The organism is Bacillus ectoiniformans (assembly GCF_016908875.1).
Classification (GTDB): domain Bacteria; phylum Bacillota; class Bacilli; order Bacillales; family Domibacillaceae; genus Bacillus_BX; species Bacillus_BX ectoiniformans.
The window spans coordinates 175,153-198,663 of record NZ_JAFBES010000001.1 but is presented as its reverse complement, the minus strand read 5'-3'; the positions used below and the strand labels follow the sequence as shown (position 1 = coordinate 198,663).

Below are 23,511 nucleotides of genomic sequence, written 5' to 3'. Positions count from 1 at the left end.
TAATGGTAGTAGGAGATTTCCCAATCGAGACAGATACTATAGTAATTGGTGCTGGACCTGGCGGTTATGTAGCTGCAATCCGAGCTGCACAACTAGGACAAAAAGTAACAATCGTAGAAAAAGGCGAACTAGGCGGCGTTTGTTTAAACGTGGGATGTATTCCTTCTAAAGCCTTGATCACAGCAGGCCACCGTTATGAGCAAGCAATGCATTCTGATGACATGGGTATTGTGGCTGAAAATGTTTCAGTTAACTTTGAGAAAGTTCAAGAATGGAAAGCTGGCGTAGTTAAGAAATTGACTGGCGGCGTTGAAGGTCTTTTAAAAGGTAATAAAGTAGAGATCGTTCGCGGAGAAGCTTACTTCGTTGATGCGAACACAATCCGCGTAATGGATGAAAACTCTGCTCAAACGTATAAGTTTAAAGATGCGATTATCGCGACGGGATCTCGTCCAATTGAAATCCCTAACTTTAAGTTCTCTGAGCGCATCATTGATTCTACAGGCGCACTAGCTCTTAAAGAAATACCTGGCAAAATGATTGTTGTTGGAGGCGGCTATATCGGTACGGAACTTTCTACTGCCTATGCGAACCTTGGAACAGAAATCACCATTCTTGAAGGTGCGGACGATATCCTTAGCGGTTTTGAAAAGCAAATGACTGCTCTTGTTAAACGCGGCTTAAAGAAAAAAGGCGTGAAGATCGTAACGAAAGCAATGGCTAAATCAGCGGAACAAACGGATAATGGCGTTGTTGTCACATATGAAGCAGGCGGAAAAGAAGAGAAATTAGAAGCTGACTACGTACTAGTTACTGTAGGACGCAAGCCGAATACGGACGAACTTGGCCTTGAGCAAGCTGGCGTGAAAATGACGGAGCGCGGTTTAATCGAGATCGACAAGCAAGCACGTACAAGCGTATCTAATATCTATGCAATTGGAGATATCGTTGAAGGTCCTCCATTGGCGCATAAAGCTTCTTACGAAGGAAAAATTGCTGCAGAAGCAATTGCTGGAGAGCGTTCTGAGATCGATTACCTTGGCATTCCTGCGGTATGTTTCACTGAGCCAGAATTGGCTACAGTGGGCTATACGGAAGCTCAAGCGAAAGAAGAAGGACTTGAGTTTGGCGCTGCTAAATTCCCGTTCGCTGCAAACGGACGTGCACTAGCATTGAACAGCACAGACGGTTTTGTTAAGCTTATTACTCGTAAAGAAGATGGCTTGCTGATCGGTGCTCAAATTGCCGGTTCGGGCGCTTCTGACATGATCGCAGAGCTTGGTCTTGCTATTGAAGCAGGAATGACTGTGGAAGATATCGCTATGACCATCCACGCTCACCCGACTCTTGGAGAAATTTCTATGGAAGCTGCGGAAGTAGCTCTTGGAACACCTATCCACATCGTAAAATAATGTTTTATTTAAAAAGGCTGCCATTTGGCAGTCTTTTTTATTTGGAATGAGGCAAAAAGAAATGTTTATGAATGACAGAAAATAGGCAAAGCAAATGGATTTATTTCATATATATGGTATCAGTTTATAGTGAAAAGAGCTGGTGCAAATGAACTTATATATAACATTTCTTCTGCAAATGATCTTTTGGAGTTTCTTTACACTTGCGGGCTGGCTGTCGAGAGGAGATTCAACGGAATTTCATTGGCTATTATTTGGTGTGTTTTTGTATTTGAATTTACTGCTGGCATTCAAAATCCTGCAATCCAAACGGAATGGTGTAATGATTACTGTTGCCGGTGCTACCTTATATTTTTTGGTCGAAGCTGCTTTTAATGAGACTAGCATTTTTCTTTTCGCCTTGAAGTGAGTTTTGGTACACTAGAGAAAACATCCAGAAAGAGGGTACTTATGAAAAAGATAGTAATAATCCTGTGTATGATGATGTTAACTAGCTGTGCTCAATCTCCTGAATCAAAAAATGAACCACCAAAGAAATCTACTGAATCGCTCCAAAAGGAGGAGACAGAAACGAAGGAAGCCGAAGAAGTGGTGTCTAAATCAATTGCTCCTGAATATAAAATCAATTCTCAAACCTCTGCAGTAGAACCTATTGGAGGCGCGCCTGCAAAGGTTGCATTACTGACAATCGATGATGCACCGGACAAATATGCGCTGGAAATGGCTAAAACATTAAAAGGACTTGATGCCAAAGCGATCTTTTTTGTAAATGGAATCTTTCTAGAGAGTGAAGAGCAAAAACAAATCCTGAAAGAAATAGCAGGCATGGGGTTTGAAATTGGCAACCATACGCATTCCCATCCAGATTTGAAAACTTTATCAGAAGAGAAGCAAAGGGAAGAGATCCTTAGTCTCAATGACGCTATTGAAGGGGTTATAGGCAATCGTCCTAGATTCTTTAGAGCTCCATACGGAAGCAATACGCCCGTTTCTAATGAACTAGCACGTCAAGAAGGAATGACGAGCATGAAATGGACGTACGGCTATGATTTTAATAAAGAGTATCGTGAGCCAGCAGCTTTAACAAATATCATGGTGAACACTCCTTTGTTAACCAACGGAGCAAACTTGCTGATGCATGATAAGAAGTGGACGAGTGAAGCTTTAGAAGGAATTGTCAGTGGCTTGAGAGCCAAAGGGTATACATTTGTTGATCCAAAAGCTATCCAAACTCCATAAAACGATGAACACGGGTGCGAGAAATGCGCCTGTGTTTTTTATAAATGTTAAAGATATGTGAACGCTCAAATAAATTTAAATGTGTCATACAATTAAGGGTTGATAAATATAATGTGTTATATTATTATCTATATATGATAGATAAAGCGTTTACAAAATAAAAAAGGAGATGTTGGAAATGGGAACAATCGTTTGTAAGTCTTGCCTAGATACAATGGAGCATTTTGAGGATGAAAAAGTAACGACGCTATATTCTCATTGCGGTTGTGAAGAAGAAACAGATTTAGACGATTAAGCCATACGCTTCATCCATAATCTTAAATGTTGCTTTTTATAGATAGCAAAGCCGGCATGCTGCATGCCGGCTTTTTTATATTCGAAAAAGCCGGAGCCTCCTGAAGGCTCCGGCCGCTTGATTATATAATCGCTTTTCTTTCTTTAATTACCCTGAGGCTATTTAAGGTTGGGTCTTCAGGTCCCTGCACAGGAAGTCCTGCTTGCTGATTTTCATACAGGTAGCGAAGATTGTCTTCGGTGATAATTTCTCCTGGGATAAAAATAGGAATGCCAGGCGGATATACCATCGCAAACTCTGCGCTGATTCTTCCAGCTGATTCTAAAAGCGGAATGACTTCCGTTTCCGCATAAAAGGCTTCTCTTGGTGATAAGGCTAAGAGCGGAATGTCAGGAAGCAATACGTGAGCATGCTTAGATTGAGCTTTAACAGAAAATACATCTGCCATTTCAGTTAAAGCTGTGACAAGCAAGTCAGTATCTTTTTCTGTGTCACCTGGTGTAATAATGCAAAGTAAGTTATATAAATCAGAGAGTTCCACTTCAATATTATAGTGATCTCTTAGCCACACTTCAGCATCATGCCCGGTAATGCCAAGGTTCTTAATGGAGATGATCAGCTTGGTAGGGTCGTAATCATAAGTAGCTTTAGACCCTAGAATTTCATCACCAACACAATACAGATGATTGATGGCATTAATGCGTCTTCTTGTCGACTGTGCCAGCTTGATTGCTTGCTCTATCAGCTGTTTACCTTCTGTTGCTAATCGCTTCCTTGCTGTGTCTAGTGAAGCGAGAAGGAGATAAGAAGTGGAAGTCGTAGTGAGCATGCTCAAAATGGTCTGCACTCTGTTAACTGACACTAACCCTTCTTTAACATTTAAGATCGAGCTTTGAGTTAATGAACCGCCTAACTTATGGACGCTCGTGGCTGCGATGTCAGCGCCGGCCTGCATAGCAGATAAAGGCAAGTCCTCGTGGAAATGAATGTGAACGCCATGAGCCTCGTCTACAAGGACAGGCACATTAAATGAATGGGCAATATCTACAATTTGCTTTAAATCTCCGGCGATGCCGAAATACGTTGGGTTAATAACGAGCAGTCCTTTGGCATCCGGATGTTCTTCTAACGCTTTTCTAGCAGAATCAGTTGTGATTCCATGGGAAAATCCAAGGTCTTTATCAATTTCCGGATGAATGAAGATGGGAATTGCTCCGGAGAAAACAATGGCTGTCATGACTGATTTATGAACGTTGCGAGGGACAATGATTTTCTCGCCTGGTCCGCAGACTGCCATCACCATTGTCATGATTGCTCCGCTTGTACCCTGGACAGAGAAAAACGTATGGTCTGCTCCAAAGGCTTGTGCAGCTAATTTTTGAGCCTCTTGAATCATGCCTTTAGGCTGGTGCAGGTCATCAAGCGGTGCGATGTTAATTAAGTCAATTGATAAGGCATTTTCGCCTATAAATTCTCTGAATTCAGGGTCCATTCCATTCCCTTTTTTATGACCGGGAATATGGAATTGAACTGGGTTTTTTTGGGCGTGCTTAAGCAGGCCGCTAAATAGGGGAGTTTCAAATTGTGACAAAGTCATTTCCACCTCGCAAAATTATAATTTATGTTTATTCGATTATTTAATTTTTAATTAAAGGCATAAAACACAAGAATTATAGCATTACATGATCTGTTTGCATAGAATTTTTATTGTAAAAAATAGATGACTGAAAAGGATTTTGAGGGTGGCAACTAGAAGTGATGAACTAGGAGGGATGAAAGATGAACTTGGAAACCAAAGTAACGAAATTATTAGGCATTCAATATCCGATTATTCAAGGAGGGCTTGCACACTTAGCGTATTCCGATTTGGCCGCGGCTGTTTCTAACGCCGGAGGGCTTGGTCAGATCACTGCTATGTCGCTTCCATCTCCTGATGAGCTGAGAACAGAAATACAAAAAGTCAGAACATTAACAGATAAGCCTTTCGGGGTGAATTTCTCTATTGGTCAGCAAGGGAGGCCGTATGAGCACTATCTTGATGTAGCCATTGAAGAGGAGGTGCCTGTGATCAGCATGACCGGGGGCAATCCGGCTCCGCTGTTTGAAAAGCTAAAAGGGACTGGAATTAAAACGCTCGTACTCGTCGCTGCTGTCAGACAGGCGCAAAAAGCGGAAGAGCTTGGGGCAGATGCGGTCATGGTAGTAGGTCAAGAAGGGGGAGGCCATTTAGGACGAAATGATCTTGGCACCTTTGTGCTGGTACCGAGAGTGGTTGACAGTGTTTCCATCCCAGTGATTGCTTCTGGAGGCATAGCGGATGGCAGAGGCCTTATGGCGGCGTTAGCTTTAGGAGCGGAAGGGATCGAAATGGGCACTCGTTTTATTGCTGTTAAAGAATGTGTGCATGCTTCTGAGTTATATAAGCGCACATTGATCGAAGGCACTGAAAATGATACAGTGGTCATTAAGCGTTCAATCGGCGCACCAGCTAGAGCGATTGCAAACAGCTGGACGGATAAAATATTAGAAGTCGAACAGAATAGCGGCGGTTATGAAGGCTTAAAGGATTACATAAGCGGAACTGCCAACAAACGCTATATTTATGAAGGTAAAGAAGACGAAGGATTTGCCTGGGCTGGACAAAGCATGGGGCTGATCCGTGATATACCTTCGGCTAACGATTTAATTCAGTCGATGATGAAAGAGGCGGATGCTATTGCCAGCCGATTTGGCTGCGTTAGTATAGTTAAATAAGAAAAGAGGTTTTTGAAAATGGAATATTCTTATCCTTTTTCAACAGATTGGACGACAGAAGAAGTGATTGATGTGGTGAAGTTCTTTGAGAAAGTGGAACAAGCTTACGAAAAAGGGGTGCAGCGCGAAGAATTCATGAGCGCATACCGCCGCTTTAAAGAAATCGTCCCAAGTAAAGCGGAGGAGAAAACCATTTGCAATGAATTTGAAGAAGCAAGCGGATACTCTTCCTATCGGACCATACAAAAGATGAATAGTCTACCAGACGGAGAAAAAATTAAAATGAGCAAATAAATGATTCAGCAACTCGTCCTGTTAGTTTCTTCTTATAATAGGAAACCCCTCCCAAAAGAAAAATTGGGAGGGGTTTTTGCGTTTAGATTAATTCATATAGGGGTACTAATTTTACAAACACCTCATTAACTTTGTTCACTAACTCTTCACCTGTTAAATGAACGGCTTCCTCTCTGGGGATATGATATCCGCAAAGGATCTCGGCTTTCTTCACCGTTTGGAGACGTTCAAAGAAATGCAATAATTCGTTATCAGTCAAGTCACTCATTTTCACAGCGCCGGGCTTTGTATGATCATCAGACCAGACGAAGTCTCTTGGAATGGACTGGCGCAGCTTTTGGACATTTCTCTCGAGAGAAGAACCGATTTGATTTTTATTTGGGGCTTCATAGATGACAGCGAACCAAATAAATACGTGGGATTCCCATAAACCAATTTGAAAGTGGGGGTGTTTCTTATAGCCTCTTTTGTCAGGAGCAAACGCAACCCAAGTATCATTGGGAGGATTAACCGTTCGGCGGGCGTGTTTAGCGACATGGTAGAACATCTCATTCCCTGTTAACACGGATAAGTCCGACGCGAAATGGTCTCCTAAAGATTCGAGCTTTGGCCGGATTTGGCTCTTTAAAGCGTCCATCCGCGGTTCGAGGCCATCAATTGTGAACACATCGAAATCATTATTAGTAAATCCAGCTACATTCATTCATAATCCTCCTAGTGATTAATTGGAAACATTTTATCATAAAAAACAGACAAACAAGAAATACTAACCATTAAATAGTCTTTGTTCAACTAGTTTAGTGATAGCAAGTCCCTTAGAATAAAAATTACGATTAGAAGGAGTGCTTTCATAATGAAACAAGTCATGAATGGTGTAAAAAGACAACCGGAATCCAGAGAGAAACTAGCTGTACTAAAGATGGAGTTAGATTATGAACTAGCGGTCCTTTTCGAAGCAATGGAAAGTAAAAATAAAAATCAAATGGAAAAATCAAAAGAAAAATTGAATACTCTTCGCAGCCAATTAATTCACTTGAATGCGATGTAACCCGAAGATTCAAAGGGAGTAATTAAATGTCAATTCTGAGTTAAAAATGGACTCTACGATTAAGTAGTGAGTCCATTTTTTTGTTTGGAAAACTTGAATGATTTTAATATTTCAGATAAGCTAAAAGATAAAACTGCAGATAATTTCCATTTTGGAGGAATGAATATGACAAGCTGGAAGGAAATTGACGATTGTGTAAAGCGCTGGATTGCCGAAGCGGGGGAGCGTATAAGAAAATCATTCAGTCATTCGTTAAGCATTCAAACGAAATCAAACCCCAATGACCTGGTCACTAATATGGACAAAGAAACAGAACAGTTTCTTATTCAAAATATCAGAAGCCACTTTCCAGATCACTTGATCCTTGGAGAAGAAGGACATGGGGATCGTGTGAACTCAATGGATGGCATTGTATGGATCATCGACCCGATTGATGGAACCATGAACTTTATTCATCAGCAGCGCAATTTTGCGATTTCCATTGGGATCTATGAAAATGGGGTGGGGCGTCTCGGTTATGTCTATGACGTGACGCACGATGAATTGTACTTTGCAGAAAAGGGCAAAGGAGCATACATGAATGATGTGCAGCTCCCTGTTTTGACAGAAGTTCCGCTAGAACAATCGATCCTTGCCATCAATGCTACCTGGCTTGTTAAGAATACATATTTTGATCCGGGAAAACTTGCTGCATTAGCTTTGAGTGTAAGAGGAACACGGTCTTCAGGGTCCGCTGCGCTTGAATTGGCCTATGTTGCTTCCGGACGTTTTGACAGCTATATAACTATGAGACTCTCTCCTTGGGATTTTGCAGCTGGAAAGATCTTAGTGGAAGAAGTCGGGGGTATTGTGACAAATCTGCACGGGGAACCCTTAGATATGCTTGCAACCAATTCCGTATTTGCGAGTGTTCCGCGCTTGCACTCTCATATTTCAGATGAATTCTTACGCGAGAAATAAGAAAACCTCCGCCAGAGGAAGGCGGAGGTTTTCTTATGGTCATTTATTAAAGTTTTCCTTCTCGGCGCATTCTAGCTTTTGTTGCAAATCCGTACCCCATAACCCCTACTAGAAGAAGGATGCAAGCGATCAATCCAATCATGCTTTCCTGGCCAATTGCTATTCCCATCCCGATCATGCAGGCGGCTGCGGCAATCGCAAAAAATAGAAAAATCCATTTGATTTCTTTCATGATGAGCCCCCTTTTTTATCTATTGTACAAGATATATCGAGATTGACAAATAGTATTTGATTATTATTAAATAGGAATTACTTTGTTTATGTGATACAATAATTCAGTTAATAATACTACCCAGAGGATATAAAGGCTTTATATTTAGGAGGAAATAGATTGAATACAAGAAATGACTTGAAAAATATTGCGATCATTGCCCACGTTGACCACGGAAAAACAACTTTGGTTGACCAGCTCTTGAAGCAATCTGGTATTTTCAGAAGCAATGAACACGTAGAAGAGCGCGCGATGGATTCGAATGATTTAGAAAGAGAACGCGGTATTACGATCTTAGCGAAAAATACGGCGATTCAATATAAAGATACAAAAATCAACATTTTGGACACTCCTGGACACGCCGACTTTGGCGGAGAAGTAGAGCGGATTATGAAAATGGTTGACGGAGTATTGCTTGTTGTTGATGCGTATGAAGGCTGTATGCCACAAACTCGTTTCGTATTAAAGAAAGCACTAGAGCAAAACCTGCGTCCAATCGTTGTTGTCAATAAGATTGACCGTGACTTTGCCCGCCCGGCTGAAGTAGTAGACGAAGTGCTTGAGCTTTTCATTGAGCTAGATGCAAATGACGACCAGCTTGAATTCCCAGTGATCTATGCATCCGGTATTAACGGTACAGCAAGCAAGACAGCGGACAAGCAAGATGAAAACATGGAAGCATTATATGAAGCCATTGTGGAACATATTCCTTCTCCAGTTGATAACAGCGAAGAGCCTCTGCAATTCCAAATTGCGCTGCTTGATTACAATGACTATGTAGGACGTATTGGAATTGGCCGAGTATTCCGCGGAACGATGAAAGTTGGCCAGCAAGTGGCTTTAATGAAGCTTGACGGTACGGTTAAACAATTCCGTGTAACGAAAATGTTCGGTTTCATGGGCTTAAAGCGTATTGAAATTGAAGAAGCAAAAGCGGGAGACCTAATTGCCGTATCTGGAATGGAAGATATCAACGTAGGGGAAACAGTATGCCCTGTTGAGCATCAAGAAGCATTGCCTGTTCTTCGTATTGATGAGCCGACGCTTCAAATGACGTTCCTAGTAAACAACAGTCCGTTTGCGGGCCGTGAAGGTAAATTTGTTACTTCTAGAAAAATTCAAGAGCGTTTGGATTCTCAATTAGAAACAGATGTCAGCTTGCGCGTAGAAAATACAGATTCACCAGATGAGTGGATCGTTTCAGGACGCGGTGAACTTCACCTGTCTATTCTTCTTGAAAACATGCGCCGTGAAGGATTTGAGCTGCAAGTATCCAAGCCTGAAGTTATCGTAAAAGAAATTGACGGTGTTCGCTGTGAGCCTGTTGAACGTGTACAAATTGATGTGCCGGAAGAATACACAGGTTCTGTTATTGAATCTCTGGGTTCTAGAAAAGGCGAAATGCTTGATATGATCAATAACGGAAGTGGACAAGTACGCCTGATCTTCACTGTTCCAGCTCGCGGATTAATTGGTTATACAACAGAATTTTTAACGATGACTCGCGGATACGGCATCATTAACCATACATTCGACAGCTATCAGCCGATGGCACCAGGTCGAGTGGGAGGCCGTCGTCAAGGTGTCCTAGTAGCTTTAGAAAATGGAAAAGCTTCACCATACGGTATTATGGGTGTTGAAGACCGCGGAACCATCTTCTTAGAGCCTGGAACAGAAATCTACGGCGGGATGATTGTTGGTGAGCATACTCGTGATAACGACTTAACTGTTAACATTACTAAAGTAAAAGCAGCTACGAATATCCGTTCTGCGAATAAAGATCAGACAACTACGATGAAAAAACCTCGTATCATGTCTTTAGAAGAAGCGCTTGAATATTTGAATGAAGATGAATACTGTGAGTTAACTCCAGAGTCTATCCGTCTTCGTAAAAAAATTCTAGACAAAAACGAACGTGAAAGAGCCGCTAAAAAGAAAAAAAATGAAGAGTTGTAAGGCTTAAGGGGGAGTAGGAAATGGCAGGGTTAGAACATGTCAGTCCGCTGCTGGGTGCCTTGATTGAAGGAATAGGAGTTACGTGGGCAGTGCGAGTCTACTGGGCTGCCCTGATCCTTCTTTCGATCCTGGTGTATAATCTGGGTTTTGCCAAAAAGTTAACTTTAGGCAAAAACATCATTGTCTATATCTCTTTGATCATTGGATCATTGCTTTTATTGATTCTTTCTTATCAGCTTCCTGTAATGGAAAGTCTGCTTGTGGCAGTCCTTATTTTAGGCATTTATAAAATCAGGCTTAAAATGCATAAGGAAGAAGAACAGCATTAAAGCAAAAAAACATCGTTCCTCTAGGAGGCGCGATGTTTTTTTTGATAAAAATTCCCCCATGAAAAGAGGGCGTAAGCATATACAATATGACCCAATGTCCAGTAGATAAAAGCTGATTGATCCATTAAGTCCGGCACGGGCTTGATGGCTAAGTAACTAAGCGGGAAGTAGAGAAGCACAGCCGGCAGTGTTAAAAGTAAAGCAGTCACTAAAGGACGTCTTGCAGCAGGAGTGACGTTTGAAAGCAAATAAAAATAACTAAAGCTAATGGCAAATGAAACGAGCAGATGAAAGGAAAATTCAATCCACTCGGGCCACACGATATTTCCGATCAAAGGAATAAAGTCCACATTTAATAATAATGTATAAACAGCTTTGCCGGTCTCGCTTTCAATGATTTTTAACAAGAAGCCTAAAAGCAATCCGGTAATTAATCCTGTCACTAAGGATTTTTGAATCACGTGAGAAGTTCCTTTTGTTTTCCTGAACGGTACACGTGAAATTTGCCTGACGCAATTCGCTGTTCTGTCTTTTCGGTAATTCGCTCTTTGCAAGACGGGCATGTATAGGTATGAATCGGCCGATTTCTTAACCGTTTCGCTTCCAATAAATTATCATCCAATTTATCAATTTTATCGCATAAAATACATTTGACTCTCATAATTAACCTCCTTATCCCCTTTATTTCTTAGTATAGCACGAGAAACTAAAACATCCCATTTACAATATAGATCAGAGAATATTTAGAGCTGTTCAACGGCATATTAGTCGCATTGTTTACAAAAAATGATGTATAATAATGACAAAAGGAGGGATGACTTTGGCCAACCGTATTGAACCGCAACTTATTCCAGATTTATTTGAGGCTCTGCAAGCTGAAAGGCTCGTTACATTGGCAACAGTAGATAACGAAACAAAAGGACCGGCTCTTCACGCGCTTTCATGGATTTGGGCGAGCGATGAAGAAACCATTCGTTTTGCTGCAGAGAGTCGTTCACGCATCGTTGAGAACATAAAAGAAAACCCAGTCTGTGCCATTAATTTAATCGCCAATGAATCTACATATGCTATACATGGAAAGTGCCAAGTGCTCGAAGAAAAAATTCCTGACGTTCCATTTAAAGGAGCGGTAATTGAAATGAAAATTACCGAGATACGGGACATCATGTTTTACGGATCAAAAATTACTGGTGAACCAAAATATGAGAAAACATATGATTTAGGTGCAGCCGAGAAATTAGACAGCCAGATTATGAATGCATTAAAAAGAGCCTAGTTTCGTATGGAGAAACTAGGCTCTTCCGGCTTCTTTTTACTTGTAAAAGTTGGATTGTTTTTCCTGCTCTTTGTTTAACTCTTGACGCTGGTCTTGATTTAAAGGTTTTTTAGACTGATCTGGGGCTTGTTCAGGTTCTTTAACGGGTGTGAGGTTTCCTGGGATCTCAGGCATGGCTCTTCCGGCTATATCAGCTAATTCGTTTGCAATTCCTTGAATGGGCTGGCCGTTTCTAAAATCCTGTGCGAGCTCTTTCAATCGAGCGTATAAATCAGGGTCGGCTACAACCATTGCACTGGCGCCATGCGGTTCATTTTTTAATGCTTCAGCTACTGTGTATTTAATGGAGCCGACTTCAGATCTTTCTAGCTGGTCGTCTACATCTATGCCAACGATTGCGTAACGTCCGACAGCCACTGCTGTTGCATCCGATACATTGGGCATTTCTTTGGCAGTAGCTGCTAAACGTTCTGAAATATCTTGAAAGGATTGTCTGTTAGTTTCTTTCACTTGATTATCTTTTGTACTGATTTGATAAGGCTGGGTACGATCATCGTCTGTTTGATAGCCGATCTCTTCTTTTTGGCTGCATCCGGCAAGTATAAATAGCAGGAGTACAAAGGAGTAAAGTATTTTCAATCGTGTCACCTCGCTATAAGAATTAGAAATGAAGTTACACATATTTTGCGAAATTCTTCTAATTCTATTCACGAAAACATATATATTTAGCAGATGAATTTTTTCGAACGATTAGCATGAACCTTCATATAATGTTAATGGGGAGAAGCATCTCGAACTGGGCTTTTAGAGAAGAGAACTGTTGTTTACTGCCATATTGCCATAAGGTTCATGGGTGCTGCTATAGATCTCCAGAGAGAGTCACTCTTTAAGTAAGCGGCGTGATCAGATACTTAAAAAAGATGATGAAGCGGGAGGCGTATCTTTGAGTAAAGTTTACGTACTAGATACTAACGTCTTATTACAGGACCCATATGCAATCTTTTCGTTCAAACAAAATGAAGTCGTTATTCCGGCAGTGGTTTTAGAAGAATTAGATTCAAAAAAGCGTTATATGGACGAGATCGGCAGAAACGCAAGGCTGGTATCTAAATTAATAGATAAACTCCGGGAAACGGGGAAGCTGCATGAAAGTGTACCGCTTGAAAATGGCGGCAAACTTAGAATAGAGCTTAACCATCGTTCGTTTAATAAGCTTCAGGATATATTTGTGGAGAAAACAAATGATAATCGAATCCTGGCGGTAGCAAAAAACTTATCTCTTGAAGAAGAAACGAAAGAAAACGGCAGTTCGGTTATTTTAGTGAGTAAAGACACGCTGGTTCGGGTTAAGGCTGACGCAATTGGTCTTGCGGCAGAAGACTTTTTAAGCGATCGGGTCATCGAAGTAAACGACGTGTATTCAGGGTTTTTAGAAATATATATCGGCAAGGAGCTGCTGGATTCCTTTTACCAAAAAGGGGAACTAGCCCTGTCAGAAATTGCTCATCACCCATTCTACCCGAATCAATTTTTATTGCTGAAGGACGCGCTGGGCAGTTCTTCCTCAGCGCTTGGAATGGTAGATGAAAAGAGTAAGTTTCTCAAAAAACTTTATCATGATGAAGATATCATCTGGGGAATAAAACCTCGAAATGTCCAGCAGGTCATGGCGATCGAATTATTAATGAGACCTGATATTCCGCTAGTTACCCTTTCAGGAAAAGCTGGAACGGGCAAAACGCTGATCGCCCTTGCGGCAGGTCTATTGCAAACAGAAGATTTACAGCTGTTCAAAAAATTGCTGGTAGCCCGACCGATCGTTCCTGTAGGGAAAGATATTGGTTTCTTGCCAGGAGAAAAGCAGGAAAAGCTTCGGCCGTGGGTGCAGCCAATTTATGATAATCTGGAGTATTTATTTAATACGAAAAAACCAGGAGAAATTGACAACATTTTAGCAGGAATGAGTTCAGTCGAGGTAGAAGCACTTACCTATATTCGCGGACGCAGTATTCCAGAACAATATATTATCATTGATGAAGCGCAAAACTTAACCAAGCATGAAGTGAAAACCATTCTGACCAGGGTTGGAGAAAGAAGTAAAATTGTATTAATGGGGGATACGGCTCAGATCGATCATCCCTATTTAGACGAATACAACAATGGATTAACCTATGTCATTGAGAAATTTAAAGATCAGGCTGCGGCAGGGCATGTAAAGCTGATGAAAGGAGAGCGTTCCGGCTTGGCTCAGCTTGCTGCGGATATTTTATAGGCAATGAAAAAACCAGCATTTATACTTTTGCTGGTTTTTTTATGTCAATTTGTATAAAAATGTCGAATATCTATCTAACATAATAATATAATTGTGTTAAAATATAACATAACTGAAATGATAATCTAATTAAATTGATAGATTATTCATGTACTAAATGAAGGAGCTACTCAGTATGAGACTTTTGGCCGTAGCGTCACTTGAAGAAGATGTGAAATTAGCTAAACCAGTATATAATGATAATGGCCAAATATTAATTAGCAGCGGAATTCCACTGACGAACTTAATGATTAAAAGGCTTAACCAGTTGGGAATTTCATTTGTTTATATAGAAGATGAAAATACGGAAGATATTATCATTCGTCCGGCCATTACGGAGAGTACGCGAAGAGAAGCGATGGGCTTAATGAAGCAGACGTTCGAATTTGTTCATACGGATCAAACGCTGACGAAACGTTTTTCTTTTGATAAAGTAGAAAAGCAATTTAGGTCTGTGATTAGAGACGTCATTGATCAAGTGAATGGACATAAGGAAGCTGTATCCATGCTTTCAGAAGTATGTGCCCATGATAACTATATTTTAAACCACTCTTTAAATGTGACGATCTATGCATTGGCACTGAGCATGAAAATGAAGAACATTACCAAGAAGCAACTTGAGGAAATAGGACTAGGAGCCATGCTCCATGACGTTGGCAAGCTGCTGATCCCATTAGACATATTAATGAAGCCTTCTCGGTTAACGAATGAGGAATATGCCATTATAAAGAAACACACCGAGTACGGGTTTGAGTTATTGAGAAGGGAACATTCGATTCCATTAACCGCTGCTCATTGTGCGTTTCAGCATCATGAACGTTTAAATGGCAAAGGCTACCCAAGAGGGCTAATCGGAAATGAAATACATTTATATGGAAAGATTATCGGCATAGCTGATGTATATGATGCAGTTACATCGAACCGTGTCTACCGGCAAGCCATGCTTCCGCATGAAGGGCTTGAAATTCTATACGCTGGTTCAGGAACAGAATTCGATTCTGAAATGATTGAGGCTTTTCGCAAAGCGATTGTTATTTATCCTAATGGGTTATCTGTGCACCTTCATGATGGGAGAAGGGGTGTCGTATTAAGACAGAATCCGGCTGTAAGTGACAGGCCTGTCTTATTGATTTTAGAAGAGAACTTGCATAAAGTTGAAAAGCCTTATGAACTGGATATGACGAAGGATTTAACCGTGCTGATCAGTGAAACGGATACAACTTTACTCGGAAAAAAAGTATTTTAAAATTAAAGAACAGGCCTGGCATGCTTAACCTGCCAGGCCTGTTTCATTATTCGATTCGAAATGCTTTTACACCTTTGATAGGGTCATTCTGGTTGGTTCCATCAGTAAATAAAATATGAACCGGACCGTTGTCGCGCAGTGGTTTGCCATCTTTTGAAAAGGCAAGAATTAAATTGGGTGCATTCTCAATCGGCAAAACAACTTCGTCAGAATCAGTTTCGATAATTAGCTGTGTGGCCTCTTGATCGGGCTCAGCATTTTTTAAGAAAGGTTCAAAAGGTACGGCGAATGAACCAGTTAACACCTTTTGTTTTTCATACTTTTTTTCTGATTTTATAGTAGGGGGGAGCACAGCACCTTCTCTAATTTCCTTGTCCCAAAACCGTGACACTTCTTTTGTGTATTTCTCTTCTTCTGACATTTCAATTTCCCGTGTTTCCGTAAAATATGTATTTAAATCGATTCGGCGGTCATCGAAAATCCATACCCCTGGATCAAGAGTAATCGGAAATTTAACCTTTCCTTTAAAAGGAATAATGTTCTCCATTTACGTTGTCTCCTTTGCTCGTTTTAAGTTGATCTTTCTAAAGTATATCGTTTTCACACCTGCTTGTCAGGAGACAAGTGTAAAATTCCTTGCAAATTAGTCATATTAACGATAAAATTTTAAAATATAGTCATTCCATTGGACGGAACAGGGGGAGTTCTACATGGCGTCTGAATTAACAATCGACCACAGGGAAAAAGCCTACTCTCTTTTACAAGCAGACGCAGAAAAAATCCTGCGACTTATTAAAGTGCAGATGGATAATTTAACAATGCCACAGTGTCCGCTCTATGAAGAAGTATTGGATACACAAATGTTTGGCTTTTCCCGCGAAATAGATTTTGCGATCCGCTTAGGTCTGGTAGATGAAAAAGATGGCAAGGAATTAATCGATTCCTTAGAAAGAGAGCTCTCAGCTCTTCATGAAGCATCTATTGACAATTAGTAAAAGAACTCAAACAGTCTAGCAGGTTGTTTGAGTTCTTTTTAAATAAACTGCCGCTTCTGCGTCAGTCTAAAGTACAAAGAAGTTATGGAGATTGGAAGATCACTATGTGGAAAAAAGTTTTAAAATCGTATGATTATTCAATTATTGCTGCTTTTGTATTGCTTTGCCTATTTGGTTTAATGATGATCTACAGTGCCAGTTCAGTCACGGCTGTTCAGCGTTATGATGTGGCAAGCGATTTTTTTTATAATAAGCAAAAAATACATGTCATATTAGCTATGTTTATTTTTGCTGGCGCAGCCATCTTTCCATATAGAGCGTATAAGAACAGTAAATTTTTGTTTCTTATAGTTTCAGGTATCATAGGAGCATTATTAATGGTGCTGCTGGTTGGAACTGTGTCTAATAATGCAAAGAGCTGGTTTCGGCTGGGAGGACTCTCTATTCAGCCGGCGGAGTTTGCTAAATTAGTCATTATTATTTATATGTCAGCGGTCTATGCCAAAAAACAAAAGTATATAAACTCATTTAATAAAGGAGTTACCCCTCCTGTTATATTATTAGTAGTCATATGTATGATTATTGCCATTCAGCCCGATTTTGGGACGGCATTTATCATCTTTTTGATAGGATGTACGATTATTCTTACATCTGGAATGAAGTTTAAAAGCATGTGGAAGCTTATTGTATTAGGCTTTATGATTGCAGTTATACTTTCGCCTCTTGCTCTATTAAAAAAAGACCAAATTTTCACAACAGAAAAACTGGGGCGCGTAACAGGATTCCTTGATCCATTTCAACATGTGGAAGATGATGGTTATCATCTAGTGAATTCCTACCTCGCCATAGGCTCTGGAGGAATTAGTGGAACCGGTCTCGGGCAAAGTATTCAAAAGCTTGGATATCTGCCAGAGCCGCATACCGACTTTATTATGGCGGTCATAGCGGAAGAACTGGGTGCTCTCGGTGTATTAATTGTCATTGGGGGTCTTGGGTTTATCGTTTTAAAAGGGATTCTGGTGGCTAACCGCTGTGAAGACCCGTTCGGTTCGATGATGGCAATAGGGATTTCGAGTATGATTGGAATACAAGCAGCCATTAATTTAGGCGGTCTTTCCGGCGTCATACCTATAACCGGTGTGACATTGCCGTTTATCAGCTATGGAGGTTCCTCCTTATTGCTGTTAGCTGGCTGCATGGGAATTTTGGTTAATATATCAATGTTTTCCAAATTTGATCGAGTTTACAGAAAAAAACAAACAATTTAGTAGTAGAAAGGTTCAATTTATTGAACCTTTTTATATATATATTTGGTTAATAGGGAGTGAACTTAATGAAGCAAATTAAAAAAGTGCTTGTAGCGAATAGAGGAGAAATTGCTATTCGTGTATTCCGGGCATGTACAGAGCTGCACATTAGAACAGTTGCCATTTATTCAAGAGAGGATTCAGGATCTTATCATCGTTATAAAGCTGATGAAGCCTATCTTGTTGGGGAAGGTAAAAAACCGATTGATGCTTATTTAGATATTGAAGGAATTATCGAGATTGCGAAACAGTCAGAAGTAGATGCCATTCACCCAGGCTATGGATTTTTATCTGAAAATATCGAATTCGCAAAAAGATGTGAAGAAGAAGGAATTATTTTTATTGGCCCTCACTCACGACATTTAGATATGTTTGGCGATAAAGTAAAAGCAAGAACACAAGCTCAATTAGCCAACATTCCTGTTATTCCAGGTACAGATGGTCCGGTCACTAGCCTAGAAGAAGTTGTTTCTTTTGGTAAGCAGCATGGTTACCCGATTATTATTAAGGCAGCACTTGGAGGCGGCGGACGCGGCATGCGGATCGTCAACAGCAATGAAGAAGTGAAGGAAGCATATGAACGAGCGAAGTCTGAAGCGAAAGCGGCATTTGGAAACAGCGATGTTTATGTTGAAAAGTTCGTACAAAACCCTAAGCATATTGAAGTTCAAATTTTAGGTGATCACGATGGAAACATTATACATCTTTACGAACGTGACTGTTCGGTACAGCGCCGTCATCAAAAAGTAGTAGAAATCGCTCCATGCGTTTCGATTTCTGAAGATTTGCGCAACCGAATTTGTGATGCAGCGGTTCACCTAATGAAAAATGTTGATTACTTAAATGCAGGAACAGTGGAGTTCCTAACTGCAGGAGAAGATTTCTATTTTATTGAAGTCAATCCTCGAGTGCAGGTTGAGCATACTATCACAGAAATGATCACTGGGGTCGACATTGTTCAATCACAAATTCTAATTGCTGAAGGACATGCACTGCATAGCAAGAAGGTAGGCATTCCAACCCAAGAAAACATTAAAACACATGGATATGCGATCCAGTCCCGTGTAACAACAGAGGACCCGCTAAATGGATTCATGCCAGACACAGGCAGAATTATGGCCTATCGCTCAGGCGGCGGTTTCGGTGTTAGGTTAGATGCAGGCAACAGCTTCCAAGGCGCTGTAATTACACCGTACTATGACTCTTTATTAGTTAAAGTTTCTACATGGGCACTTACATTTGAACAAGCGGCTTCTAAGATGACTCGTAACCTTCAAGAATTCCGTATTCGCGGGATTAAAACAAATATTCCATTCCTAGAGAATGTGATGAACCATGAAGATTTTGTTTCAGGAAATTACGATACGTCATTTATTGACACAACACCTGAATTATTCATTTTCTCTAAACGAAAAGACCGTGGAACGAAAATGCTTAACTACATTGGGAATGTGACAATCAATGGTTTCCCTGGTATTGAGAAAAAGAAGAAGCCTATTTTTGAAAAGCCTCGTGTACCGAAAGTGAAATATTCTGATCCGACACCTCCAGGAACGAAGCAGATTTTGGATGAAAAAGGGGCGGATGGATTAGTCGATTGGGTGAAATCACAATCGAATGTACTTTTAACAGATACCACTTTCCGTGATGCACACCAGTCTCTCCTTGCAACACGTGTAAGAACGAACGATTTAATGAATATTGCACAGCCGACATCTAAATTATTGCCGGATCTATTCTCACTTGAAATGTGGGGCGGAGCTACATTTGATGTATCCTACCGTTTCTTAAAAGAAGATCCATGGAAACGTTTAATCGGCTTAAGAGAACAAATTCCGAATGTTCTTTTCCAAATGCTTCTGCGTGCATCGAATGCAGTAGGCTACAAGAATTATCCAGATAATGTCATCCGTGAATTTGTTGAGAAATCGGCATCAGCAGGCATCGATGTATTCCGTATTTTTGATAGCTTAAACTGGGTTAAAGGGATGGAAACTGCTATTGATGCTGTACGCCAAACAGGTAAAATTGCCGAGGCAACGATCTGTTATACAGGTGATATTGATGATCCGACTCGCACGAAGTACGATACTCAATACTACAAACAAATGGCAAAAGAATTAGAAAATCAAGGTGCACATATCTTGGGAATTAAAGATATGGCCGGTTTATTAAAACCACAATCGGCTTACCGACTAATTTCTGAATTAAAAGAAACGGTAGATATTCCGATCCATCTGCACACGCATGATACAAGCGGCAACGGCATTTATATGTATGCGAAAGCCATTGAAGCAGGAGTAGACATTGTGGATGTAGCGCTTAGTACAATGGCTGGTCTGACTTCTCAGCCTAGTGCCAATACACTTTACTATGCGTTAAAAGGAACAGACAGAGAGCCGAATGTGAATGTCGAGTCCCTTGAGCAGCTATCTTACTATTGGGAAGATGTTCGAAAATACTACTCCGATTTTGAAAGCGGAATGATTGCCCCTCATACGGAAATCTATGAGCACGAAATGCCTGGCGGACAATACAGCAACCTTCAGCAGCAAGCAAAAGCTGTCGGACTTGGCGATCGCTGGGACGAAGTGAAAGATATGTATCGCCGTGTGAACTTAATGTTCGGTGATATCGTGAAAGTAACTCCTTCTTCTAAAGTTGTTGGAGATATGGCTTTATTCATGGTTCAAAACGACTTAGATGAAGAAAGTGTTCTAACAAATGGGGAGAAGATTGATTTCCCTGATTCTGTTATTGAATTGTTTGAAGGCTATTTAGGACAGCCATATGGCGGATTCCCTGAACAGCTGCAAAAAGTAATTCTAAAAGGAAAACAGCCAATCACTGTCCGTCCGGGAGAACTTCTTGATGACGTAGACTTTGATGCATTGCAGGAAGAGCTCTTTAAAGAGCTAGGTCGTCAGGTGACCAGCCATGATGTCATTGCGTATGCTCTATATCCGAAAGTGTTCTTAGATTACAATAAGACAATTGAGCAGTTTGGCCATGTTTCAGCTCTTGATACTCCAACGTTCCTATATGGTATGCGTTTAGGTGAAGAGATTGAAGTTGAAATTGAGACAGGTAAAACATTAATCGTTAAACTTGTATCGATTGGTCAAGCGCAGGCAGACGGTACACGTGTCGTTTATTTTGAATTGAATGGACAAGCGCGTGAGATTGTCATTAAAGATGAAAGCATCAAATCTTCAGTTGCGACTAAGATGAAAGCAGACCCTAAAAATGATACTCACATCGCTGCAACAATGCCTGGAACCGTTATTAAAGTCCTTGTCGAAAAAGGTGAGAAAGTTAATAGGGGAGACCATTTAATGATCACTGAGGCGATGAAAATGGAAACGACAGTTCAAGCTCCGTTTTCAGGAACCGTTAATAGCATTTATGTTCAAAACGGGGAAGCGATCTCTACAGGCGATTTATTAATGGAGTTAGAAAAATAAAATAGGGCAAATAAAAACACAGCAGATTCAGCATCTGCTGTGTTTTCTATTTATGCTTGGCATTTATCCTGCTTCGTGAAATTAATAATATGAAATAACATAGTAAGCCGAACAAGCAAGAAATAAATAATGCATGTGCCAAAGCGATGAAAAGGTTTAATCGAGTATATACGACTAAAGCTCCTGCGACGACTTGCATGACGACTAATATAAAGGCAATAATCCATCCCCAATAAAGCACGCGCTGATGTTTATAATGCTTTACAGCAAGATAAGTAATATAAGCGATCCAGATAAATATAAGGCCGGCAGCTGCGCGGTGACCCATTTGAATCCATTGATACATATTAATAGGAAGAGAAGGGTCGCTGTTGACGCATAATGGCCAATCAGGGCAAATTAAGCTGGAGTTCGTGTGTCGGACTAAGGCTCCTGTGTAAACGACTAAATAACTGTACAATGTAACGCCGATCGTATGCCACTTCATTCTTTGATCAATGACGATGGTAGAAGCATCGAATTTCTGATCTACTTCAAAAATGAGCAAAGTTAACAGTAAAACTGCCGCAAAAGAAATCAAAGATATTCCGAAATGGAGAGCAAGAATGAAATCCGACTGTCCCCATAATACAGCTGCAGCTCCAATCAGCCCTTGGGCAAACAAAAAGAAGAAAGATAAGACAGATAGGAACTTAGTTTCCCGCTTATGGCCAATTGAGCGCCACGACCAAACAGAAAGCCCCAGCACCATTAACCCTACTAGACCGGATACAAATCGATGGGCAAGCTCGATCAATGTTTCCATAGGAATATCATCCGGGATCAGCTGTCCATGGCATAAAGGCCATTCTCTTCCGCAGCCTAAACCCGAATCCGTTTTTGTAACTAGTGCACCCCCGAGAAGAACAAGAAGCATTCCAAACGTAGTCAGCACCGCAAACCATTTTAACCAACGCTGCAATCTATTCACCTACTTAATAATAATATAAAGAAATGAATCACTCTTTAGTTTATAAATATAAAGATTAATAGCCGATCGTCTTGCACCTTTCTGATGATACCGAAGTTAGCAATAAAAGACAACTTGTAAAATATTGTGAAGTTTTTTCAAGAAAAGGTTGAAAAAATAACATTCTTTTGCTAGAAATAAAGAAGTGAATACTCATAAAAAAAAGAAGAGAATGGCTCAATTTCTCTCATTAATCATTATCGTATAAAATTATTCGATTGGGAATTAATCCGAGTTCTCTTTCACAATTTCGACATATTTAGTTCATCATCTGTTCACAAAAATATAGGAATATGTGATTAAATGATAGAAATGCAGAGATTTATCATTTATATTAGAGAGTAGACAGGTTTGTTCTTAATCGAGAGGGGGGAAATTTGTGTCACGTGCCGTTACTACTGTTGAGAAAACAGAGCTTCCGGAAACGACAATTATGAAAGACTTTTTAGCTTTAATTAAAATAGGAATTGTCAATTCTAATCTAATTACAACATTCACAGGAATGTGGCTAGCATTCGTATTGAATGATATTCATTTCTTATCACAGTTAGACACAGTCTTACTGACTTTACTCGGATCTTCCTTTATTATTGCGGGTTCAGCCAGTATGAATAATTATATAGACCGCGATATTGATCCGCTTATGGAAAGAACGAAAGGACGCCCGACTGTCACGGGAAGAATTACGTATTCCAAAGTGATGGCTATCGGCCTTGCATTCATTATCGTCGGGACTGCTATGTTGTTTTTAACGACATTTACTGCTGGGTTAATTGGTTTATTCGGCGTATTCAGCTATGTAGTGCTATATACAATGTGGTCAAAACGCAGACATGTCAGCAATACAGTAGTTGGAAGTATTTCTGGTGCCGTTCCGCCGCTAATTGGGTGGGCAGCTGTTGATCCGAGTTTAGACATGACAGCCTGGATGCTGTTTTTAATTATGTTTATTTGGCAGCCGCCGCATTTCTATGCACTGGCTATGAAGCGATGCGAGGAATACCGTGCTGCAGGCATACCTATGCTTCCTGTAGTGAAAGGGTTTGCAGTGACAAAGCGCCATATGGTTTTATGGGTGCTTGCACTTTTACCATTGCCATTTTTCATGACCACGCTTGGAACTGCTTTTGTCATACTGGCAACGATTTTAAATATCGGCTGGCTGGCTTTAGGAATTTCAGGTTATAAGATGAAAGATGATTTAAAGTGGGCAAAACTTATGTTTGTTTATTCTTTACAGTATTTGACTATTATGTTTGTAGCAATGGTCATCCTTACTGTAATTTAATTTTTGGGAATTCTTTCTTTAAAAGAAATCCATATATAGCTCAGTTTCATATTTAAC

General features: G+C 40.4%; 25 protein-coding genes. 17 read left to right on the top strand and 8 right to left on the bottom strand.

What is annotated here, in order from left to right; translation table 11 throughout:
- The first annotated feature begins 2 nt into the window (after window positions 1–2).
- The 4 genes from lpdA to JOC78_RS00995 all read left to right on the top strand — a co-directional run bounded on the left by lpdA (window position 3) and on the right by JOC78_RS00995 (window position 2,946).
- Window positions 3–1,412 (top strand): dihydrolipoyl dehydrogenase, encoded by a 1,410-nt coding sequence (gene lpdA / locus JOC78_RS01010; RefSeq protein WP_204552147.1) that lies wholly within the window; start codon window positions 3–5, stop codon window positions 1,410–1,412.
- A 148-nt stretch (window positions 1,413–1,560) separates the two neighbouring features.
- Window positions 1,561–1,821, top strand: coding sequence for a hypothetical protein (locus JOC78_RS01005; protein WP_204552145.1), 261 nt, complete (start codon window positions 1,561–1,563; stop codon window positions 1,819–1,821).
- Window positions 1,822–1,862: 41 nt separating this feature from the next.
- Window positions 1,863–2,651 (top strand): polysaccharide deacetylase family protein, encoded by a 789-nt coding sequence (locus tag JOC78_RS01000; RefSeq protein ID WP_204552143.1) that lies wholly within the window; start codon window positions 1,863–1,865, stop codon window positions 2,649–2,651.
- A 178-nt stretch (window positions 2,652–2,829) separates the two neighbouring features.
- Entirely contained in the window at window positions 2,830–2,946 is a 117-nt protein-coding gene (locus tag JOC78_RS00995) for a GapA-binding peptide SR1P (RefSeq protein WP_204552141.1), read from the top strand.
- 121 nt (window positions 2,947–3,067) lie between these two features.
- Here the strand turns inward: JOC78_RS00995 and JOC78_RS00990 are convergent, their stop codons facing one another.
- Window positions 3,068–4,537 (bottom strand): aminotransferase class I/II-fold pyridoxal phosphate-dependent enzyme, encoded by a 1,470-nt coding sequence (locus JOC78_RS00990; protein WP_204552139.1) that lies wholly within the window; start codon window positions 4,535–4,537, stop codon window positions 3,068–3,070.
- Window positions 4,538–4,725: 188 nt separating this feature from the next.
- Here JOC78_RS00990 and JOC78_RS00985 point away from each other — a divergent pair, with 188 nt between their 5' ends.
- Together JOC78_RS00985 and JOC78_RS00980 are read left to right on the top strand one after the other, a co-directional pair.
- Entirely contained in the window at window positions 4,726–5,700 is a 975-nt protein-coding gene (locus tag JOC78_RS00985; RefSeq protein WP_204552137.1) for an NAD(P)H-dependent flavin oxidoreductase, read from the top strand.
- Window positions 5,701–5,718: 18 nt separating this feature from the next.
- Complete coding sequence (locus tag JOC78_RS00980; protein ID WP_204552135.1) at window positions 5,719–5,994, top strand: UPF0223 family protein; 276 nt, start codon at window positions 5,719–5,721, stop codon at window positions 5,992–5,994.
- A gap of 82 nt (window positions 5,995–6,076) precedes the next feature.
- On the opposite strand, the gene JOC78_RS00975 is transcribed toward JOC78_RS00980, so the two are convergent.
- Window positions 6,077–6,697: a YktB family protein gene (locus JOC78_RS00975; protein ID WP_204552134.1), complete on the bottom strand. Its 621-nt coding sequence runs from the start codon at window positions 6,695–6,697 to the stop codon at window positions 6,077–6,079.
- A gap of 150 nt (window positions 6,698–6,847) precedes the next feature.
- On the opposite strand from JOC78_RS00975, the gene JOC78_RS00970 reads away from it, so the two are divergent.
- Together JOC78_RS00970 and JOC78_RS00965 are read left to right on the top strand one after the other, a co-directional pair.
- Window positions 6,848–7,042, top strand: a complete 195-nt coding sequence (locus tag JOC78_RS00970) for a hypothetical protein (RefSeq protein WP_204552132.1) — start codon at window positions 6,848–6,850, stop codon at window positions 7,040–7,042.
- Between the two features lie 165 nt (window positions 7,043–7,207).
- Window positions 7,208–8,002: an inositol monophosphatase family protein gene (locus tag JOC78_RS00965; RefSeq protein WP_204552130.1), complete on the top strand. Its 795-nt coding sequence runs from the start codon at window positions 7,208–7,210 to the stop codon at window positions 8,000–8,002.
- Between the two features lie 46 nt (window positions 8,003–8,048).
- Here JOC78_RS00965 and JOC78_RS00960 read toward each other — a convergent pair whose 3' ends face one another.
- A complete protein-coding gene (locus JOC78_RS00960) occupies window positions 8,049–8,234 on the bottom strand; it encodes a YlaF family protein (RefSeq protein ID WP_204552129.1) in 186 nt (61 codons plus the stop codon).
- A 159-nt stretch (window positions 8,235–8,393) separates the two neighbouring features.
- Between JOC78_RS00960 and typA the strand changes: the two genes are divergently transcribed.
- Together typA and JOC78_RS00950 are read left to right on the top strand one after the other, a co-directional pair.
- Entirely contained in the window at window positions 8,394–10,229 is a 1,836-nt protein-coding gene (typA, locus tag JOC78_RS00955; protein WP_204552127.1) for a translational GTPase TypA, read from the top strand.
- 20 nt (window positions 10,230–10,249) lie between these two features.
- Window positions 10,250–10,558, top strand: coding sequence for a YlaH-like family protein (locus JOC78_RS00950; protein ID WP_204552126.1), 309 nt, complete (start codon window positions 10,250–10,252; stop codon window positions 10,556–10,558).
- A 20-nt stretch (window positions 10,559–10,578) separates the two neighbouring features.
- Here the strand turns inward: JOC78_RS00950 and JOC78_RS00945 are convergent, their stop codons facing one another.
- Both JOC78_RS00945 and JOC78_RS00940 read right to left on the bottom strand, forming a co-directional pair.
- Window positions 10,579–11,019: a hypothetical protein gene (locus tag JOC78_RS00945; protein ID WP_204552124.1), complete on the bottom strand. Its 441-nt coding sequence runs from the start codon at window positions 11,017–11,019 to the stop codon at window positions 10,579–10,581.
- Window positions 11,016–11,219, bottom strand: coding sequence for a YlaI family protein (locus JOC78_RS00940; RefSeq protein WP_204552123.1), 204 nt, complete (start codon window positions 11,217–11,219; stop codon window positions 11,016–11,018). The genes JOC78_RS00945 and JOC78_RS00940 overlap by 4 nt, the downstream gene beginning before the upstream one ends.
- A 159-nt stretch (window positions 11,220–11,378) precedes the next feature.
- On the opposite strand from JOC78_RS00940, the gene JOC78_RS00935 reads away from it, so the two are divergent.
- Entirely contained in the window at window positions 11,379–11,834 is a 456-nt protein-coding gene (locus JOC78_RS00935) for a pyridoxamine 5'-phosphate oxidase family protein (protein ID WP_204552121.1), read from the top strand.
- Window positions 11,835–11,870: 36 nt separating this feature from the next.
- On the opposite strand, the gene JOC78_RS00930 is transcribed toward JOC78_RS00935, so the two are convergent.
- Window positions 11,871–12,482, bottom strand: a complete 612-nt coding sequence (locus tag JOC78_RS00930; RefSeq protein WP_204552899.1) for a YhcN/YlaJ family sporulation lipoprotein — start codon at window positions 12,480–12,482, stop codon at window positions 11,871–11,873.
- Window positions 12,483–12,777: 295 nt separating this feature from the next.
- Between JOC78_RS00930 and JOC78_RS00925 the strand changes: the two genes are divergently transcribed.
- Window positions 12,778–14,106 (top strand): PhoH family protein, encoded by a 1,329-nt coding sequence (locus JOC78_RS00925; protein WP_204552119.1) that lies wholly within the window; start codon window positions 12,778–12,780, stop codon window positions 14,104–14,106.
- A 175-nt stretch (window positions 14,107–14,281) separates the two neighbouring features.
- Window positions 14,282–15,391, top strand: coding sequence for an HD-GYP domain-containing protein (locus JOC78_RS00920; RefSeq protein ID WP_204552118.1), 1,110 nt, complete (start codon window positions 14,282–14,284; stop codon window positions 15,389–15,391).
- Window positions 15,392–15,437: 46 nt separating this feature from the next.
- On the opposite strand, the gene JOC78_RS00915 is transcribed toward JOC78_RS00920, so the two are convergent.
- Window positions 15,438–15,938, bottom strand: a complete 501-nt coding sequence (locus tag JOC78_RS00915; RefSeq protein WP_204552116.1) for a peptidyl-prolyl cis-trans isomerase — start codon at window positions 15,936–15,938, stop codon at window positions 15,438–15,440.
- 163 nt (window positions 15,939–16,101) lie between these two features.
- Between JOC78_RS00915 and JOC78_RS00910 the strand changes: the two genes are divergently transcribed.
- From JOC78_RS00910 to pyc, 3 genes are all read left to right on the top strand, one after another.
- On the top strand, window positions 16,102–16,383 hold the full coding sequence (locus JOC78_RS00910; protein ID WP_204552115.1) for an Fpa/YlaN family protein: 282 nt from the start codon (window positions 16,102–16,104) through the stop codon (window positions 16,381–16,383).
- A 107-nt stretch (window positions 16,384–16,490) separates the two neighbouring features.
- Complete coding sequence (locus tag JOC78_RS00905; protein ID WP_204552113.1) at window positions 16,491–17,654, top strand: FtsW/RodA/SpoVE family cell cycle protein; 1,164 nt, start codon at window positions 16,491–16,493, stop codon at window positions 17,652–17,654.
- 65 nt (window positions 17,655–17,719) lie between these two features.
- Window positions 17,720–21,157: a pyruvate carboxylase gene (pyc, locus tag JOC78_RS00900; RefSeq protein ID WP_204552111.1), complete on the top strand. Its 3,438-nt coding sequence runs from the start codon at window positions 17,720–17,722 to the stop codon at window positions 21,155–21,157.
- Window positions 21,158–21,203: 46 nt separating this feature from the next.
- Here pyc and JOC78_RS00895 read toward each other — a convergent pair whose 3' ends face one another.
- On the bottom strand, window positions 21,204–22,118 hold the full coding sequence (locus JOC78_RS00895) for a COX15/CtaA family protein (protein ID WP_204552110.1): 915 nt from the start codon (window positions 22,116–22,118) through the stop codon (window positions 21,204–21,206).
- A gap of 481 nt (window positions 22,119–22,599) precedes the next feature.
- On the opposite strand from JOC78_RS00895, the gene cyoE reads away from it, so the two are divergent.
- Window positions 22,600–23,454: a heme o synthase gene (gene cyoE / locus JOC78_RS00890; protein ID WP_239586949.1), complete on the top strand. Its 855-nt coding sequence runs from the start codon at window positions 22,600–22,602 to the stop codon at window positions 23,452–23,454.
- Window positions 23,455–23,511: the final 57 nt, after the last annotated feature.